This is a genomic window from Halorubrum sp. CBA1229, assembly GCF_003721435.2.
Lineage (GTDB): Archaea > Halobacteriota > Halobacteria > Halobacteriales > Haloferacaceae > Halorubrum.
The window spans coordinates 2,592,905-2,605,909 of sequence record NZ_CP054585.1 but is presented as its reverse complement, the minus strand read 5'-3'; the positions used below and the strand labels follow the sequence as shown (position 1 = coordinate 2,605,909).

Below are 13,005 nucleotides of genomic sequence, written 5' to 3'. Positions count from 1 at the left end.
GATCGCCGCCGTCGCGGTCCGGTCAGCGCTCGATCCCGCCCTGCTCTTTGATCCGCATGATGTGCCGGACGTTGAGGTATATCTCCTCGGGAGAGGTCTGCTCGTCGGGGTCGTACAGGTCCGACACGCGGTATAAGACGGCGGAGAGCTGCTTGCTCTCGGAGCTGTCGCCCCGCACGTCGGCCGCGATCTCCCGGAGGAACGCGCGGACCTCGTCGTCCTCCGGGAACTCGCCCGCCGCGGCGTCCGCGGCCGACTCGGGGACGACCGGGTCGACGCCGGCGGCGTCGAGAGGGTCGGCGTGCTCGTCGCCGCCCTCGTCGTCTCCGCTCTCCCCGCTCATCGCCCCTCGCTCACCCCGCGGCGGCGAACGACGCCGGCGTTGTTAGCGACGTTCTCGACGATCACCCGGAACGCGTCGGCGGTCTCGCCCTCCCCCAGAACCACCGGCTCGCCCTCGTCGCCGCCGGTGCGGACCGCGGGGTCGAGCGGGACGCCCCCCAAGAACGGGAGCTCGTGCTCCTGCGCCAGCGCCTTCCCGCCGCCGGAGCCGAAGATCTCGTGGAAGCCGCCGCAGTCGGGGCACCGGAAGCCGGCCATGTTCTCGGCGATCCCGAGCACGTTCGTGTCGTGTTTGCCGAACATCCGGAGCCCCTTCACCGCGTCGTCGAGCGCGACCTCCTGCGGCGTCGTGACGATCACGGCGCCCGTCAGCGGGAGCGTCTGGAGGATCGTGAGCTGGGTGTCGCCCGTCCCCGGCGGCAGGTCCATCACGACGTAGTCCAACTCGCCCCACTCCACGTCCTCGACGAGCTGGGTGATGATCTTGTGGACCATCGGCCCGCGCCAGATGACCGGGTCGTCCTCGCCGGTGAGGAAGTCCATGCTCATCAGCTTCACGCCGAAGCGCTCCGGGGGGACGATCGCCTCGCCGTCGGTCTGCGGGCGCTCCTCGGCCGAGACCATCCGCGGGACGTTCGGCCCGTAGACGTCGGCGTCGAACAGCCCGACGCGCGCGCCGAGCTCCGAGAGCCCCGCGGCGATGTTCACGGCCATCGTCGACTTGCCGACGCCGCCCTTCCCCGAGGCGACCGCGATCACGTTCTTCACGCCGGGTAACACCTGCTCGTCGGCGTCCAGTTCGTCCGGGATCGACGCCGAGAGCGACACCTCCAAGCCCGTGTCGGCGAGCGCCGCCCGGACGTCCTCGGCGATCGCCGACTCGTGGGGTGAGAAGGGAGCGCCGAGCGCGAGCGAGACGTGGACCGTCCCGTCCGCCCCGTCGACGGCGACGTCGTTCACGAGACCGAGCGAGACGATGTCGTCCCCGAGGTCGGGGTCCTCGACGTCCGCGAGCTGCTCCCGCACGTCCGCTTCGTTCATACCTAGAGGGAGGACGGTGGGGCGAATAAGGGTTCTGTCCCCCGATCAGTCGACCCGGGTGCCGGCGTCGCCCCCCCGCAGGAACGGCGCCAACCCGTCGGCGCCGAACACGTACGCCGGCGCGTCGAGCGCCAGGAGCTCCCGCACCTTCGCCGCCATGCCCCCGGAGACGTCGGTCGCGTCGCTCGCGCCGAGGGCGTCGGCGACCGCGTCGAACGAGTCGATGGCGGGGATCACGTCGCCGTCGGCGTCGAGGACGCCCGGGACAGTCGAGCAGACCCCCACCCGGCGCGCACCGAGCCCGGCGGCGAGCTCGACGACCAGCTCGTCGCCGGAGACGACGGTGACTCCCTCGCCCGCGGTCGCGACACCGTCGCCGTGGAGCACGGGGACGAACCCCTCGCCGAGCAGCGTCGCAGTCGAAGAGAGCGGGAGGTCGAGGCCGCCGTCGACCCCCTCGGCACGGGCCGACAGCGACAGCGGATGAACCGGCACCGCGGGCACGTCGCGGTCGTGGAGCCGGTCGAGTACCGCCCGGTTCAGGGTCGTCATCGCGCCGTGGACGTCCATCACCGCCGCGGGGTCGCGAGTCCCCGCGGTGGTCGACACGCCGTGCTCGCTGGCGTGGTGGTGGCCGAAGCTCCCGCCGCCGTGGACGACGACGAGCCGCTCGACCGATCCGTCGGCGAGGGCGTCAGCGATCGCGTCGCAGGCGGCGGCGAGGGCGTCGTCGTCGAGCGTCTCGGGCCGGTCCTTCTCCGTGATCAGGCTCCCGCCGAGCTTGAGCACGACTGGGGGCGTCGAACCGCCGGCGTCGGGGGCGGGTCCGTCGCCCGTCACGACTCCACCACCCGGACGCCCTCGGTCGCGAGCTCAGCTCGGAACGCGTCCTCGCAGCCCTGCGTGAACGAGAGCGCGGTCTCCGTCGAGCCCGTCTCGTCCAGCGCGACGATACAGCCGCCGCCGCCCGCGCCGGTGAGCTTCGCGCCGTGCGCCCCCGCGTCCCGGGCCGCCCACACCATCGAATCGAGCGACCGCGCCGAGACGCCGAGCGCGGCGAGCAGCCCGTGGTTGAAGTCCATCAGCTCGCCGAGCTCCGCGAGCAGCTCCGGCGACGGCTCCGCGTCCGGTTCGGCGTCCGCGAGCAGTCCTTCGCCGGTCCGGACGACGTCGCCGATCGACTCGACGGTGTCGGCGGCGAACCCGTACTCCTCGCGCAGTTCGCCGACGCCGGCCACGAGCTCGCCGGTGTCGCCGGCGCCGCCGTCGAAGCCGACGACGAACGGCAGGTTCGGCGCCGCGATCGGCTCGCAGTCGTCGCCCTCGACGCGGACAGCGCCGCCCATCGTCGAGCAGAAGGTGTCGGCGCGGGAGGCCTGCCCGTCCTGCACCTCGTGCTCGGCGCGGTACGCGCGGTCGGCCAGCTCACGCCGGTCGAGCGGCTCCCCGAGCGCCCGTGTCGCGGCGTCGATCCCCGCGACGACGACGGCGGCCGAGGAGCCGAGCCCGGCCCCGAGCGGGATGTCGCTCTCGACGGTGATGTCGAAGCCGGCCTCGGGCGCGTCGGCCGCGTCCCGGGCCTGTCGCACCGCGGCGTCGACGTACCCCATCGCGGCCTCGACCAGCGGCGTCGGCACGTCGACGTCGGGGCGGTCGTCGGTGCCGCCGGTGTACTCCACGGTGAACCCGTCCAGCGAGAGGTCCTCGGCCTCGACGCGGACGTGGTCGTCCGCCCGCGGCTCGGCGGTCACGGCGGCGCGCCGCTCGATCGCGGCCGGCACGGCCGGCTCGCCGTAGACGACGGCGTGTTCGCCGAAGAGGTACACCTTCCCCGGCGCTTCACAGACGGTCATACGAACTCCCTCTCTCCGGGGGCTTACAGGCGTTGCGCTTGCCGGGCGGTCGCGTTCGGGGGTCGGGCTCGGACGGCGAGCCCCTCCGACCCCGTCACCTTTTCGACGCCGGGCCGCGTCGCCTGGGCCATGACGCAGATTCCGTCGCTGCTCGCGCGGTCGATCGCGAACTTCGTCGACGGCGTCGCGGTCGCGATCCCGCGGCTGCTCTCGGGACTTGTCTTCCTGACGCTGGCGTATGTGACGGTCCGAATCGTCCTCTCGCTCGTCCGGACCTCGATCGAACGAGTGTACGTCGGCGACCGCGAGCTGGTGGGCGACCTCATCGTCACCCTCGCGGCGGTCTTCCTGTGGTTCGGCGTCGCGCTGACGTTCCTGAAAGTCGTGGGCATGGGCGACATCGCGGCGAGCCTCGGCACCGCCGTCGGCTTCATCGCGCTGGGCGTCTCGTACGCGCTCTCGGAGATGATCGAGGACACCGTGGCGGGCGTCTACCTCCTTCGTGACCCCGACTTCAACGTGGGGTACCGCGTCGAGGCGAAGGGCGTGACCGGCACGGTCGCGGCCATCGAACTCCGGAAGACCCGGATCGACACGGACGCGGGCGACCGCGTCGTGCTCGCGAACCGGGAGATCGAGCCGCGCTGGACGCACGACATCCCGGACGAGGAGCCCTGATTTCGCAAGCTGAGCGAGGGAATACACCCAATACTTATTAATTCAGTCTGAGATATTCGACGCATGTCCTCCGAAGAAGACGCGAGCGCCGGGGAAACGGTCGACGGAGACACGACTCTCGCCGCCCTCTCGCACGCGTCGGCGCTGGTCGCTTCGTTCCTGGGACCGCTGTTGTTCCTGGTGCTCGCGGACGACGACGACGATCTCGTCAAGCGGAACGCCAAGAACTCCCTCAACTTCCAGATCGTCGTGTTGGTCGCGCTCGTCGTCGCCGGACTTCTCAGCTTCGTCTTTATCGGGATCCTGCTGTTCCCGCTCATCGGCATCATCGACGTCGTGTTGGTACTGATCGCCACGGTGAAAGCCAACGAGGGACAGGTCTACTCGTACCCGTACACGCCGGATATTCTCTGAGGACCGCGCGGCGACCCCGTTCGCGTCCTCGCCTTCCACGTTCGAGCCCTCCCTTCCGCTTCCGAGAACGCTCGCCGATCGGTCGGGACCGCGATAACGACGCGGAGAGCCGCGGCTCAGGGGGACGGAGGCGTCGGAAAAGTCGAACTCGACGTCGACGGCCGGTTACAGCTCGTCCTCGAAGTCGTCGAGGGCGAAGACGGTGTCGGCGCCGCGGCGGTCGAGCGTCTCGTTGGCGAGCAGCCAGTAGACGACCGACAGCGCGCGTCGACCCTTGTTGTTCGTCGGGATGACGAGGTCGACGTTCGACAGCTGGTTGTTGGAGTCGCACATCGCGATGACCGGGATGCCGACGGTGATGGCCTCCTTGACGGCCTGCGCGTCGCCGATCGGGTCGGTCACCACGACGACGTCCGGCTCGATGTAGCCGGCGTAGTCGGGGTTCGTCAGCGTGCCGGGGATGAAGCGTCCCGTGCGGGCGCGGGCGCCGATGGCGTCCGCGAACTTCTCGGCCGGGAACCGACCGTACTGCCGCGAGGACGTGACGAGGATCTGTTCCGGGTCGTAGTTGGAGAGGAAGTCCGCCGCGGTGCGGATCCGCCGGTCCGTCGTGCTCACGTCGAGCACGTACAGGCCGTCGTCGCGGACGCGGTGGATGAACCGCTCCATGTCCTTCGTCTTCTGCTGGGTTCCGATGTGGACACCCGCGGAGAGGTAGTCCTCGACCGGGATCAGCAGGTCGACGTCGTCGTCGGGCATGACGTCGTCGTCGAACGGGGAGGCCTCCTCCTCGTCCGCGGCGTCGTCGCCCGCGTCCTCCGTCGCGTCGGCCTCGGCGGCCTCGTCGGGTTCGGCGTCGGCGGACGCCCCAGTTTCGGCGTCGGCGGACGCCCCGTCGGCGGCCGCGTCGGCGGTCGGTTCCTCGGTCGTGTCGGCCTCCTCCTCGACCGCCGCGTCGACCGCCTCGGTCTCCGCGTCGTCGTCGAGTTCGACCGCGTCGTTGTCTTCGCTCATGCGTGGTGTGGGCCCGTCATACCGCGTCGTCCGCGATGCGGACCAGTTCGTTCAGCTTGGCGGTGCGCTCGCCGCCGACCGTGCCGGTCTTGATGTAGCCGGCGTCGGTCGCCACGGCGAGGTGTGCGATGGTGGTGTCCTCCGTCTCGCCCGAGCGGTGGGAGATGACGGTCTCGTACCCGTTGCGGGCGGCGAGCTCGACCGCGTCGAACGCGTCCGACAGCGTCCCGATCTGGTTCGGCTTGATCAGGATGCTGTTTGCGGCGCCGACGTCGATCCCCTCTTGGAGCCGCTCGACGTTGGTGACGAACAGGTCGTCGCCGCAGATCAGCGTCCGGTCGCCGACCCGGTCGGTCAGCTCCGCGAACGCCTCGTAGTCGTTCTCGTCGAGCGGGTCCTCGACGTACGCGAGGTCGTACTCGTCGACGAGGCCGGCGACGTACTCGACCTGCTCGTCGGTCGACTTCGTCTCGTCGCCGTACACGTACGACTCGGTGTCGTCGTCGTACAGCTCGGCCGCCGCCATGTCGAGCCCGAAGCGGATCTCGAAGCCGACCTCGTCCTCGACGCGGTCGACGGCCTCCTCAACGACCTCGAACGCGTCGGCGTCCGAGATGGGGGGCGCCCACGCGCCCTCGTCGCCCTTCGCGGCCGGCACGCCGCGCTCGTCGAGTACGTCCGCGACCGCCGCGTGGACCGCGGCGTTCGCGAAGACGGCCTCCGAGACGCTGGGCGCGCCGACGGGCGCCGCGAGGAACTCCTGGATGTGGGTCGCCTCCTTGGCGTGCTCCCCGCCGCCGACGACGTTGCCGAGCGGGATCGGGAAGTTCTCGCCGCGGAACGCGCCCCCGAGGTGCTGGTACAGCGGCGCACCGAGCACGTCGGCGGCGGCCTTCGCGGCCGCCATCGAGATGGCGACGGCGCTGTTGGCGCCGATGTTCGAGAAGTCGTCCGTGCCGTCGGCCGCCCGGAGAGCGTTGTCGACGGCGCGCTGGTCGCCCGCGTACAGGCCTTCCAGCCGCGGCACGGCGTGTTCGCGGGCCTTCGCGATCGACTCGCTGGCGGGCAGTTCGATCGCCTCGTACTCGCCGGTGGACGCCCCGCTGGGCGCGGCCCCGCGGCCGAAGCCGCCGGACTCCGTGAGCACGTCGGCCTCGACGGTGGCGTTTCCGCGGGAGTCGAGCACGCGACGCAGCGAGACGCTGGTGATTCGGGTCATCAGTTGGATTCCCTCCGAACGGTGAACGGGAGCGCACCCGCGTCGTACTCCTCGGCGGCGACGAGGATGGGCTCCGTCTGGTCCGTCTCGATCAGCACGGGCGCCCCGTAGGACACCTGCAGCGCTCGCGCGCCGAGAATTCGTGCCTTCTCGTATCGGTTGTATCTCTGTCCTGACATTATTACTGGTACGGCGAGACGACGTCGACGAGGTCGCGATGGCTGACCATCATCCGGCGGCAGCAGTGCCGGTCGACCCCGAGGTCGTCGAGCACTTCGCCCGGGTCCTCGTCGCCCTCGCGGGCGCGCTCCTTGAACTCCTCCCAGTGTTCACCGATGACGTTGCCGCACGTGAAACACCGGACGGGGATCATCATGACTGGATCACCTCAGCGGTAGGACTTCTGGTAGCGGGCACGCGCGCCCGGTCCGCCCCACTTCTTGGGTTCGGACTGGCGCACGTCGTTGACCAGCAGCGTGCGGTCGAAGTTCATGTACGCGTCGCGCAGCTCGGCGTCGCCGAGATGCTGGACGAGACCGCGCGCGATGGCGGTCCGCGTCGCGTCGGCCTGGCCGCTGAAGCCGCCGCCCTCGACGTTGATGTCGATGTCGACGCCGTCGCGGAGCTCTTCGCCCGCGATGCGGAACGGCTCCATCATCTTGAGCCGCGCCTGTTCCGGTTCGACCAGCTCGACTGGCTGGGAGTTGATGCGAACGCGACCCTCGCCGTCGCGCACGGTGGCGCGGGCGACGGCCGTCTTCTTCTTGCCTGAGGTGTTAGTTACCATGTGACGTTGGCTCCCAGAGACTCGGAGATGTCCCCGAGCGTCGTGAACTTGATGTTCGAGAGGCGGTCGAGCGAGGTGCCGTCGAGAACGACGGTCTCGGCGTCCTCGTCGCGCTCGTAGGGGTTGCCCACGTAGACGCGGACGTTCGAGAACGCCTCACGACCGTCCTCCGTCTTGTACGGCAGCATGCCGCGGATGGCACGCTTGAAGATCCGGTCGGGGCGCTTGGGGTAGTACGGCCCGCTGTCGGAGCCGAGCTCCGCGCGGGTGTGGTACGTCTCCATCGTCGCCTCCTCGTTGCCGGTGATGACCGCGCGCTCGGCGTTGACGACGGCGACCGTCTCGCCGTCGAGGACGCGCTGCGCGACCTTCGACGAGACGCGACCGAGGATGCAGTCGCGGGCGTCGACGACGACGTCCGCGTCTATCTTCGCGAGACTCATCGGATCACCCGGACGTTGCTCCCTTCGGGATTCTGTTCGATGAACTGTTCAAGCGACACCGCTTCGCCGGCTCGGTCGATCTTCGTGCGGGCGGTGCCCGAGAAGTCGACTGCGGCGACGGTGACGTTCTTTTCGAGCACACCGCTGCCCAGCACCTTGCCGGGGACGACGACCGTCTCGTCTTCCTGAGCGTACCGTTCGATGCGGCCCAGGTTGACCTCAGCGTGCGTGCGCCGTGGCTTCTCCAGTCGGTCGGCGATGTCCTGCCACACGTTGGCACCGGAATCGCGCGAGACCGACTTCAGATCGGCGATGAGGTTCTGTAGTTTCGGATTCGTCTTGCTACTCATAGCTGTCCCTCCTGAAGCGGAGAGTTAGTGAAAACGGAGTGCAGGGAGCAGGATTTGAACCTGCGGACCTCTACAGGACAGCGCCCTGAACGCTGCGCCGTTGGCCTGACTTGGCTATCCCTGCGTGCACTCCTGCGTAACCCGGCTCCCTTCAAACCACTTTCGGTCCCGCCGTCGGAACGACCCGACTCGAGCCCGGAGCGATCCGACGCGGCGTCGGATCGGGACGCGGCGCCGCGGCTCCGTGCAGGGGCGAGCGCCGGCCGCGTGATCTGAAGGTCCGTCATTACGTTAGACCGCGACTTTCGTCTGTAGTTCGTCCGCGCGCTCCTCGATGGAGTCGATCGCGCGGAGCAGCAGTTCCTCGACGCTGAACGACCCGTCCGTCTCGATGTGGAAGACGAACGCGCCGGGGACGTCCTCGACCGTGACCTCCTTCCCGGGGAACCGCTCCGAGAGGTCGTTGTCGAACTCGTCGGTGAGCTCGATGTCCCCCTCGGGCGTCTCGATGACGCCGCGGAGGATCCGTGGCTCGTCGTCGTCGAACTCGCCGAGGTCGCCCTCGACCGAGACGCGCTGGAGGTGGCGGTAGCCGACGGAGACGCCGCCCTGGTGTTTGGCGTGGTCTTTGCCGGTGTTCAGCACCGCGTCCGCCTCGAACTCCAGCCGCTGTCCCTCCTTCAGCTCGATGATCGGTACGTTCTCGTCGGCGACTCCGACGAGCGGGTCGGCGCTCTCGATGTCGCCGGAGTACGCCGTCGCCGGGCCCTCGACGTCGAGCGCGAGGGTGACCTCGTCGCCGACCTCGAAGTCGTCGAGCGGCGTCGTCAGGGGTACCAGTCCCAGTCGAAGCCCGATCATCTCGTCGAACATGACGGAGGAGTTCTCGACGAACCGGACGGTGTCGATCGAGAACGTCGGGACGTCGGCGATCATCGCGCGGCGGATACCGTTCGCGAACGCCGGCGTGAGCCCGCGGATCAGCACCCGCGCGCTGCGTTCGTCCCGTTCGACGTACTGGACGTCGAAGTCGTCTTCCGTCATGTCAGACTCGCTTGTTCTTGGGCGCCTTCGTCCCGTCGTGCGGGATCGGCGTGACGTCCTCGATGCGCCCGATCTCGACGCCCGCACGCGAGAGCGCGCGAATCGTCGCCTGTGCACCGGGACCGGTGGACTTGTTGAGGTTCCCGCCGGGGCCGCGCACGCGAACGTGCACGCCCTCCAGGCCGGCGTCCTTGACGCGCTCGGCGACGACCTCCGCCATCTGCATGGCGGCGTACGGCGACGCCTCGTCGCGGTTCTGCTTCACCACGGTGCCGCCGGACGACTTGGCAATCGTCTCGGCGCCCGTCTCGTCGGTGACCGTGATGAGCGTGTTGTTGAACGACGCGTACACGTGGGCGATGCCCCACTTTCCGTCCTCGGATTCACTCATGGTTGGTTACTCCTGTGACTCCGCGCGCTCGGGGTGGAGATCGTCCGCGAGCGGGCTCGTCTCGTCGAAGGCGATGGCGCCCTCGTCGTCCACGTCGACCTTCACCGAGGGGCGCGTGACGCGCGCGCCGTCGACGGTGATGTGGCCGTGAACGATGAACTGGCGGGCCTGCTGGGTCGAGGACGCGAACCCCTGTCTGTAGGCGACCGTCTGGAGACGGCGCTCGAGCAGGTCGGTCACGTCCAGCGAGAGGACCGCGGAGATGTCGTCGTTGTCGCCGAGGATGCCGATGCGGCGGAGCCGTGCGACGAACTCCGCGCCGGCCTCCTGGGCGGCGTCGACGTCGCCCTGGGCCTCGCCGAGCAGGCGACGCGCCTCGCGTCGCATGCTGCGCAGCTCGGACTGGGCGCGCCAGAACTCCTCTTTGTTCTTCAGACCGTACCGCGAGAGGAGGTCGGACTCCTCGGCGATGCGCTCGCCCTGGTACGGGTGATTCGGCGTCTCGTAGCCCTTCGTGTTCTTGCCGGTGCTCATTCGTCGTCAGCCTCCGCTTCCTCGGCCATCTCCTCGCGGATCTCCTCGACGTTGACGCCGATGGTGCCCTCGGACCGGCCCGTGGACTTCGTGCGCTGGCCGCGTACCTTCTGGCCGCGCTTGTGGCGAACGCCTTTGTACGATTCGATGACCTTCATCCGGTTGATGTCGTGGCGGCGCTTCTCGTTGACGTCGGTGCCGACGAGGTGCGTCGTCTCTCCGGAGTAGAAGTCGTTCTGTCTGTTCGTCATCCACGACGGGACGTGGTCTTCGAGGTTCTCGGCGATGTCGACCACCGCGTCGATGTCACCCTCGTCGAGGAGCCCGAACGTGGCGTTGCGGTCCACGTCGGCCTTCTCGGCGACCAGCCGCGCCGTGCGCGTGCCGATGCCGTCGAGTTCGGACAGGCTTCGCTCGACCGTCTTCGTCCCGTCGAGGTCAGCGCCCCCGATCCGGACGAAGTACTGGAGGTCTTCCTCCTCCTCCGGCGAGTCGTCCTGTGGTTCTTCCGTGCTCATGTGTTGGTTGTGGTGAGCCCTACCGGCGCGAATCCGGCGGTGCTCGGTCCGTTCGAGCGTTGCGGCGGGGATTCGAACCCCGGAGGCAGTGACGCCACAGAGTTAGCAACCCTGCGCCTTGGGCCAGGCTTGGCTACCGCAACTCGCGTCGTATCATCGCCCTCGTGGACTCGGGACCCGGTGCCCCTGCAGTTCGTGCATCAGTACGGTCCCGCTTTCGCTACTTAAACATCACGGAAGGGCGGAGCGAGTGTGCCCCGTTCGCACGGGTGTGAGAGGTTGACACTGGTGAACCGGAATCCGCCGAAGCCGCCGGGCCGCGGGACCCCCGCGTCGCGAGGGATTCCGTTTGGCGTACTGTTTAGTGGATGCCGCGGGTGGTCCGATTCATGAAGGCAGTCCAGTTCGATTCTCATGGCGACCGCGACGTGATCGAGTACGGCGAGTTCCCGGACCCCGAGCCCGACCGCGGCGAGGTCCTCGTGGACGTCAAAGCGGGCGCGCTGAATCACCTCGACATCTGGACACGCCGCGGGCTGCCGGGCGTCGACCTAGAGATGCCGCACGTCCCCGGCAGCGACGCGGCCGGCGTCGTCGAGGCGGTCGGCGAGGGCGTGACGCGGTTCGAGCCCGGCGACCGCGTCGCCGTGAGCGCGGGGGTCTCCTGCGGCGAGTGCGAGTTCTGCCGCCACGGCGAGGAGTCGCTGTGCCCCTCGTTCCACATCATCGGCGAGCACGTCCGCGGCGTCCACTCCGAGCTCGCGGCCGTCCCCGCGGAGAACCTCGTCCCGGTCCCCTCGGGCGTCGACTGGGAGGTCGCCGGCTCCGCCTCGCTCGTCTTCCAGACCGCGTGGCGGATGCTCCAGACCCGCGCGGACATCGAGGCCGGCGAGAAGGTGCTCGTGCTCGGCGCCTCCGGGGGCGTCGGTCACGCGGCCGTCCAGATCGCCGACCACGCGGGCTGTGAGGTGTTCGCGACCGCCTCCACCGAGGCAAAGCTCTCGCACGCCGAGGAGTGCGGCGCCGACCACGTCATCGACTACGAGGCGAACGACTTCGCCGAGGAGATCGCCGAGCTCACCGGCCGCCGCGGCGTCGACATCGTCGTCGATCACGTCGGCGAGGCGACGTATCCGAACTCCCTGAAGTCGATGGCGAAGGGCGGCCGGCTGGTCACCTGCGGGGCGACGACGGGACCGAACCCCGACGCGGAACTCAACCGCATCTTCTGGAACCAGCTGTCGGTCATCGGCTCGACGATGGCGACGCCCGGCGAGGTCGACGACGTCTTAGAGCTCGTCTGGGACGGCACCTTCGAGCCGCGCGTCCGCGAGACACTCCCGATGAGCGAGGCCGCGCGCGCCCACGAGATGATCGAGAACCGTGAGGGCTTTGGCAAGGTAGTGGTAAAACCGGACAGTGAGCTCTGAGACCGACGCGGACGGGGGCGCGGACGGCGGCTACGTCCACGTTCCGGAAGGCGAGAGCGGCGGCGAGGCCCCGACCGGAGAGACCCCGACCGGCGAGGAACCGGTGGCGGACGGCTTCGGCCGGAAGGGGTGGGCGCTGACGGCGGTGCTGTTCACCTGCGTCCTCGTCATCCCCGGGATCATCTACCTCTACCCGTACGTCGCGGGCTGGTTCGGGCTCCCCTTCTTCGCGACCTACCTCGCGCTGCCGCTCGTCCCCGCCGTCCTGCTCGGCGCCGTCGCCGTGTGGTCGATGACCGCGGCGACGCGGACCTCGTAGCCGGCGCCGAACGACAACCGTTTTGAACGCCACCCGCGGAGTAGCGATATGTTGATCACCGTCTCCGGCCCGCCGGGCAGCGGGAAGAGCACGAACGCCGCCGGGCTCGCCGACCGGCTCGGCGTGGACCACGTCTCCGGCGGCGACATCTTCCGCGAGATGGCGGCCGAACGCGACATGTCCCCGGTCGAGTTCAACGAGTTCGCCGAGGAGGACCCCACGTTCGACCGCAAGCTCGACCGCCGCCTCCGCGAGATCGCCACGACCCGTGACGAGCTGGTCCTGGAGTCGCGGCTCGCCGGGTGGCTCGCGGCCGACCACGCGGACTTCCGGTTCTGGTTCGACGCCCCCCTCTCGGTCCGCGCCGAGCGGATCGCCGAGCGAGAGGGGAAGCCCGTCGACCGCGCCGAAGCGGAGACGAAGCGCCGCGAGGACTCCGAGCGCAAGCGGTACGGCGAGTTCTACGGCATCGACATCGACGACCTCTCCATCTACGACGCCGCGTACAACACCGCCCGCTGGAGCCCCGACCGGTTCCTCGACGTGCTCGTCGCGACCGTCGAGGCGTACGACCCCGCGGCCGACGAGGGGAAGGCGCCGATCGAGGGCGTCAGCTACGACTTCTGAG

The 13,005-nt window shown here is 69.3% G+C and carries 20 protein-coding genes and 2 tRNA genes; 5 read left to right on the top strand and 17 right to left on the bottom strand.

Annotation, left to right across the window (positions count from 1 at the left end):
• Positions 1-22: 22 nt before the first annotated feature.
• The 4 genes from Hrr1229_RS13115 to mvk are packed head-to-tail and all read right to left on the bottom strand — an operon-like array spanning position 23 to position 3,236.
• Positions 23-343 (bottom strand): hypothetical protein, encoded by a 321-nt coding sequence (locus Hrr1229_RS13115; RefSeq protein ID WP_123112484.1) that lies wholly within the window; start codon positions 341-343, stop codon positions 23-25.
• Positions 340-1,383 carry a P-loop NTPase gene (locus Hrr1229_RS13110; protein ID WP_123112485.1) on the bottom strand — a complete coding sequence of 348 codons (1,044 nt, stop codon included), beginning with the start codon at positions 1,381-1,383 and terminating at the stop codon, positions 340-342. The genes Hrr1229_RS13115 and Hrr1229_RS13110 overlap by 4 nt, the downstream gene beginning before the upstream one ends.
• A gap of 45 nt (positions 1,384-1,428) precedes the next feature.
• Positions 1,429-2,223 (bottom strand): isopentenyl phosphate kinase, encoded by a 795-nt coding sequence (locus Hrr1229_RS13105; RefSeq protein ID WP_123112486.1) that lies wholly within the window; start codon positions 2,221-2,223, stop codon positions 1,429-1,431.
• Positions 2,220-3,236 (bottom strand): mevalonate kinase, encoded by a 1,017-nt coding sequence (mvk, locus tag Hrr1229_RS13100; RefSeq protein WP_123112487.1) that lies wholly within the window; start codon positions 3,234-3,236, stop codon positions 2,220-2,222. Before mvk ends, Hrr1229_RS13105 begins: the two co-directional genes overlap by 4 nt.
• Positions 3,237-3,365: 129 nt before the next feature.
• Here mvk and Hrr1229_RS13095 point away from each other — a divergent pair, with 129 nt between their 5' ends.
• Complete coding sequence (locus Hrr1229_RS13095; protein ID WP_123112488.1) at positions 3,366-3,914, top strand: mechanosensitive ion channel domain-containing protein; 549 nt, start codon at positions 3,366-3,368, stop codon at positions 3,912-3,914.
• A 63-nt stretch (positions 3,915-3,977) separates the two neighbouring features.
• Positions 3,978-4,328 (top strand): DUF4870 domain-containing protein, encoded by a 351-nt coding sequence (locus Hrr1229_RS13090; RefSeq protein WP_123112489.1) that lies wholly within the window; start codon positions 3,978-3,980, stop codon positions 4,326-4,328.
• 165 nt (positions 4,329-4,493) lie between these two features.
• Here Hrr1229_RS13090 and rpsB read toward each other — a convergent pair whose 3' ends face one another.
• The 13 genes from rpsB to Hrr1229_RS13025 form a co-directional block, all read right to left on the bottom strand.
• Positions 4,494-5,342: a 30S ribosomal protein S2 gene (rpsB, locus tag Hrr1229_RS13085; protein WP_123112490.1), complete on the bottom strand. Its 849-nt coding sequence runs from the start codon at positions 5,340-5,342 to the stop codon at positions 4,494-4,496.
• 16 nt (positions 5,343-5,358) lie between these two features.
• Positions 5,359-6,561 (bottom strand): phosphopyruvate hydratase, encoded by a 1,203-nt coding sequence (gene eno, locus Hrr1229_RS13080; RefSeq protein WP_123112491.1) that lies wholly within the window; start codon positions 6,559-6,561, stop codon positions 5,359-5,361.
• Positions 6,561-6,740: a DNA-directed RNA polymerase subunit K gene (locus tag Hrr1229_RS13075; protein ID WP_008008427.1), complete on the bottom strand. Its 180-nt coding sequence runs from the start codon at positions 6,738-6,740 to the stop codon at positions 6,561-6,563. Before Hrr1229_RS13075 ends, eno begins: the two co-directional genes overlap by 1 nt.
• Before the next feature lie 2 nt (positions 6,741-6,742).
• On the bottom strand, positions 6,743-6,937 hold the full coding sequence (locus Hrr1229_RS13070; RefSeq protein ID WP_123112492.1) for a DNA-directed RNA polymerase subunit N: 195 nt from the start codon (positions 6,935-6,937) through the stop codon (positions 6,743-6,745).
• Positions 6,938-6,949: 12 nt separating this feature from the next.
• On the bottom strand, positions 6,950-7,348 hold the full coding sequence (locus Hrr1229_RS13065) for a 30S ribosomal protein S9 (protein ID WP_123112493.1): 399 nt from the start codon (positions 7,346-7,348) through the stop codon (positions 6,950-6,952).
• Positions 7,342-7,791 carry a 50S ribosomal protein L13 gene (locus tag Hrr1229_RS13060; protein ID WP_123112494.1) on the bottom strand — a complete coding sequence of 150 codons (450 nt, stop codon included), beginning with the start codon at positions 7,789-7,791 and terminating at the stop codon, positions 7,342-7,344. The genes Hrr1229_RS13065 and Hrr1229_RS13060 overlap by 7 nt, the downstream gene beginning before the upstream one ends.
• Positions 7,788-8,141, bottom strand: a complete 354-nt coding sequence (locus tag Hrr1229_RS13055; protein WP_092564725.1) for a 50S ribosomal protein L18e — start codon at positions 8,139-8,141, stop codon at positions 7,788-7,790. Before Hrr1229_RS13055 ends, Hrr1229_RS13060 begins: the two co-directional genes overlap by 4 nt.
• A gap of 39 nt (positions 8,142-8,180) precedes the next feature.
• A tRNA-Leu gene (locus Hrr1229_RS13050) sits at positions 8,181-8,265 on the bottom strand.
• 167 nt (positions 8,266-8,432) lie between these two features.
• Complete coding sequence (locus Hrr1229_RS13045; RefSeq protein WP_123112495.1) at positions 8,433-9,185, bottom strand: DNA-directed RNA polymerase subunit D; 753 nt, start codon at positions 9,183-9,185, stop codon at positions 8,433-8,435.
• A gap of 1 nt (position 9,186) precedes the next feature.
• Positions 9,187-9,576 (bottom strand): 30S ribosomal protein S11, encoded by a 390-nt coding sequence (locus Hrr1229_RS13040; RefSeq protein WP_004046448.1) that lies wholly within the window; start codon positions 9,574-9,576, stop codon positions 9,187-9,189.
• Positions 9,577-9,582: 6 nt separating this feature from the next.
• On the bottom strand, positions 9,583-10,110 hold the full coding sequence (locus Hrr1229_RS13035; RefSeq protein WP_092564730.1) for a 30S ribosomal protein S4: 528 nt from the start codon (positions 10,108-10,110) through the stop codon (positions 9,583-9,585).
• The gene (locus tag Hrr1229_RS13030; RefSeq protein WP_123112496.1) at positions 10,107-10,628 is read right to left on the bottom strand and encodes a 30S ribosomal protein S13; all 522 of its coding nucleotides are present in this window, start codon (positions 10,626-10,628) and stop codon (positions 10,107-10,109) included. The genes Hrr1229_RS13035 and Hrr1229_RS13030 overlap by 4 nt, the downstream gene beginning before the upstream one ends.
• Before the next feature lie 57 nt (positions 10,629-10,685).
• Positions 10,686-10,771 (bottom strand) — tRNA-Ser (locus Hrr1229_RS13025).
• A 246-nt stretch (positions 10,772-11,017) separates the two neighbouring features.
• On the opposite strand from Hrr1229_RS13025, the gene Hrr1229_RS13020 reads away from it, so the two are divergent.
• From Hrr1229_RS13020 to cmk, 3 genes are read left to right on the top strand one after another with little or no spacing between them, the layout of a single operon-like run.
• Complete coding sequence (locus tag Hrr1229_RS13020) at positions 11,018-12,058, top strand: zinc-binding dehydrogenase (protein WP_123112497.1); 1,041 nt, start codon at positions 11,018-11,020, stop codon at positions 12,056-12,058.
• Complete coding sequence (locus Hrr1229_RS13015; protein ID WP_123112498.1) at positions 12,048-12,377, top strand: hypothetical protein; 330 nt, start codon at positions 12,048-12,050, stop codon at positions 12,375-12,377. Before Hrr1229_RS13020 ends, Hrr1229_RS13015 begins: the two co-directional genes overlap by 11 nt.
• A gap of 48 nt (positions 12,378-12,425) precedes the next feature.
• Positions 12,426-13,004: a (d)CMP kinase gene (gene cmk, locus Hrr1229_RS13010; RefSeq protein ID WP_123112499.1), complete on the top strand. Its 579-nt coding sequence runs from the start codon at positions 12,426-12,428 to the stop codon at positions 13,002-13,004.
• Position 13,005: the final 1 nt, after the last annotated feature.

Bases quoted from the DNA above. Each gene is read 5' to 3' on its own strand.
- Hrr1229_RS13115 (WP_123112484.1), bottom strand. From the start codon at position 343: ATGAGCGGGGAGAGCGGAGACGACGAGGGCGGCGACGAGCACGCCGAC.
- Hrr1229_RS13110 (WP_123112485.1), bottom strand. From the start codon at position 1,383: ATGAACGAAGCGGACGTGCGGGAGCAGCTCGCGGACGTCGAGGACCCC.
- mvk (WP_123112487.1), bottom strand. From the start codon at position 3,236: ATGACCGTCTGTGAAGCGCCGGGGAAGGTGTACCTCTTCGGCGAACAC.
- Hrr1229_RS13095 (WP_123112488.1), top strand. From the start codon at position 3,366: ATGACGCAGATTCCGTCGCTGCTCGCGCGGTCGATCGCGAACTTCGTC.
- Hrr1229_RS13090 (WP_123112489.1), top strand. From the start codon at position 3,978: ATGTCCTCCGAAGAAGACGCGAGCGCCGGGGAAACGGTCGACGGAGAC.
- rpsB (WP_123112490.1), bottom strand. From the start codon at position 5,342: ATGAGCGAAGACAACGACGCGGTCGAACTCGACGACGACGCGGAGACC.
- eno (WP_123112491.1), bottom strand. From the start codon at position 6,561: ATGACCCGAATCACCAGCGTCTCGCTGCGTCGCGTGCTCGACTCCCGC.
- Hrr1229_RS13075 (WP_008008427.1), bottom strand. From the start codon at position 6,740: ATGTCAGGACAGAGATACAACCGATACGAGAAGGCACGAATTCTCGGC.
- Hrr1229_RS13070 (WP_123112492.1), bottom strand. From the start codon at position 6,937: ATGATGATCCCCGTCCGGTGTTTCACGTGCGGCAACGTCATCGGTGAA.
- Hrr1229_RS13065 (WP_123112493.1), bottom strand. From the start codon at position 7,348: ATGGTAACTAACACCTCAGGCAAGAAGAAGACGGCCGTCGCCCGCGCC.
- Hrr1229_RS13060 (WP_123112494.1), bottom strand. From the start codon at position 7,791: ATGAGTCTCGCGAAGATAGACGCGGACGTCGTCGTCGACGCCCGCGAC.
- Hrr1229_RS13055 (WP_092564725.1), bottom strand. From the start codon at position 8,141: ATGAGTAGCAAGACGAATCCGAAACTACAGAACCTCATCGCCGATCTG.
- Hrr1229_RS13045 (WP_123112495.1), bottom strand. From the start codon at position 9,185: ATGACGGAAGACGACTTCGACGTCCAGTACGTCGAACGGGACGAACGC.
- Hrr1229_RS13040 (WP_004046448.1), bottom strand. From the start codon at position 9,576: ATGAGTGAATCCGAGGACGGAAAGTGGGGCATCGCCCACGTGTACGCG.
- Hrr1229_RS13035 (WP_092564730.1), bottom strand. From the start codon at position 10,110: ATGAGCACCGGCAAGAACACGAAGGGCTACGAGACGCCGAATCACCCG.
- Hrr1229_RS13030 (WP_123112496.1), bottom strand. From the start codon at position 10,628: ATGAGCACGGAAGAACCACAGGACGACTCGCCGGAGGAGGAGGAAGAC.
- Hrr1229_RS13020 (WP_123112497.1), top strand. From the start codon at position 11,018: ATGAAGGCAGTCCAGTTCGATTCTCATGGCGACCGCGACGTGATCGAG.
- cmk (WP_123112499.1), top strand. From the start codon at position 12,426: ATGTTGATCACCGTCTCCGGCCCGCCGGGCAGCGGGAAGAGCACGAAC.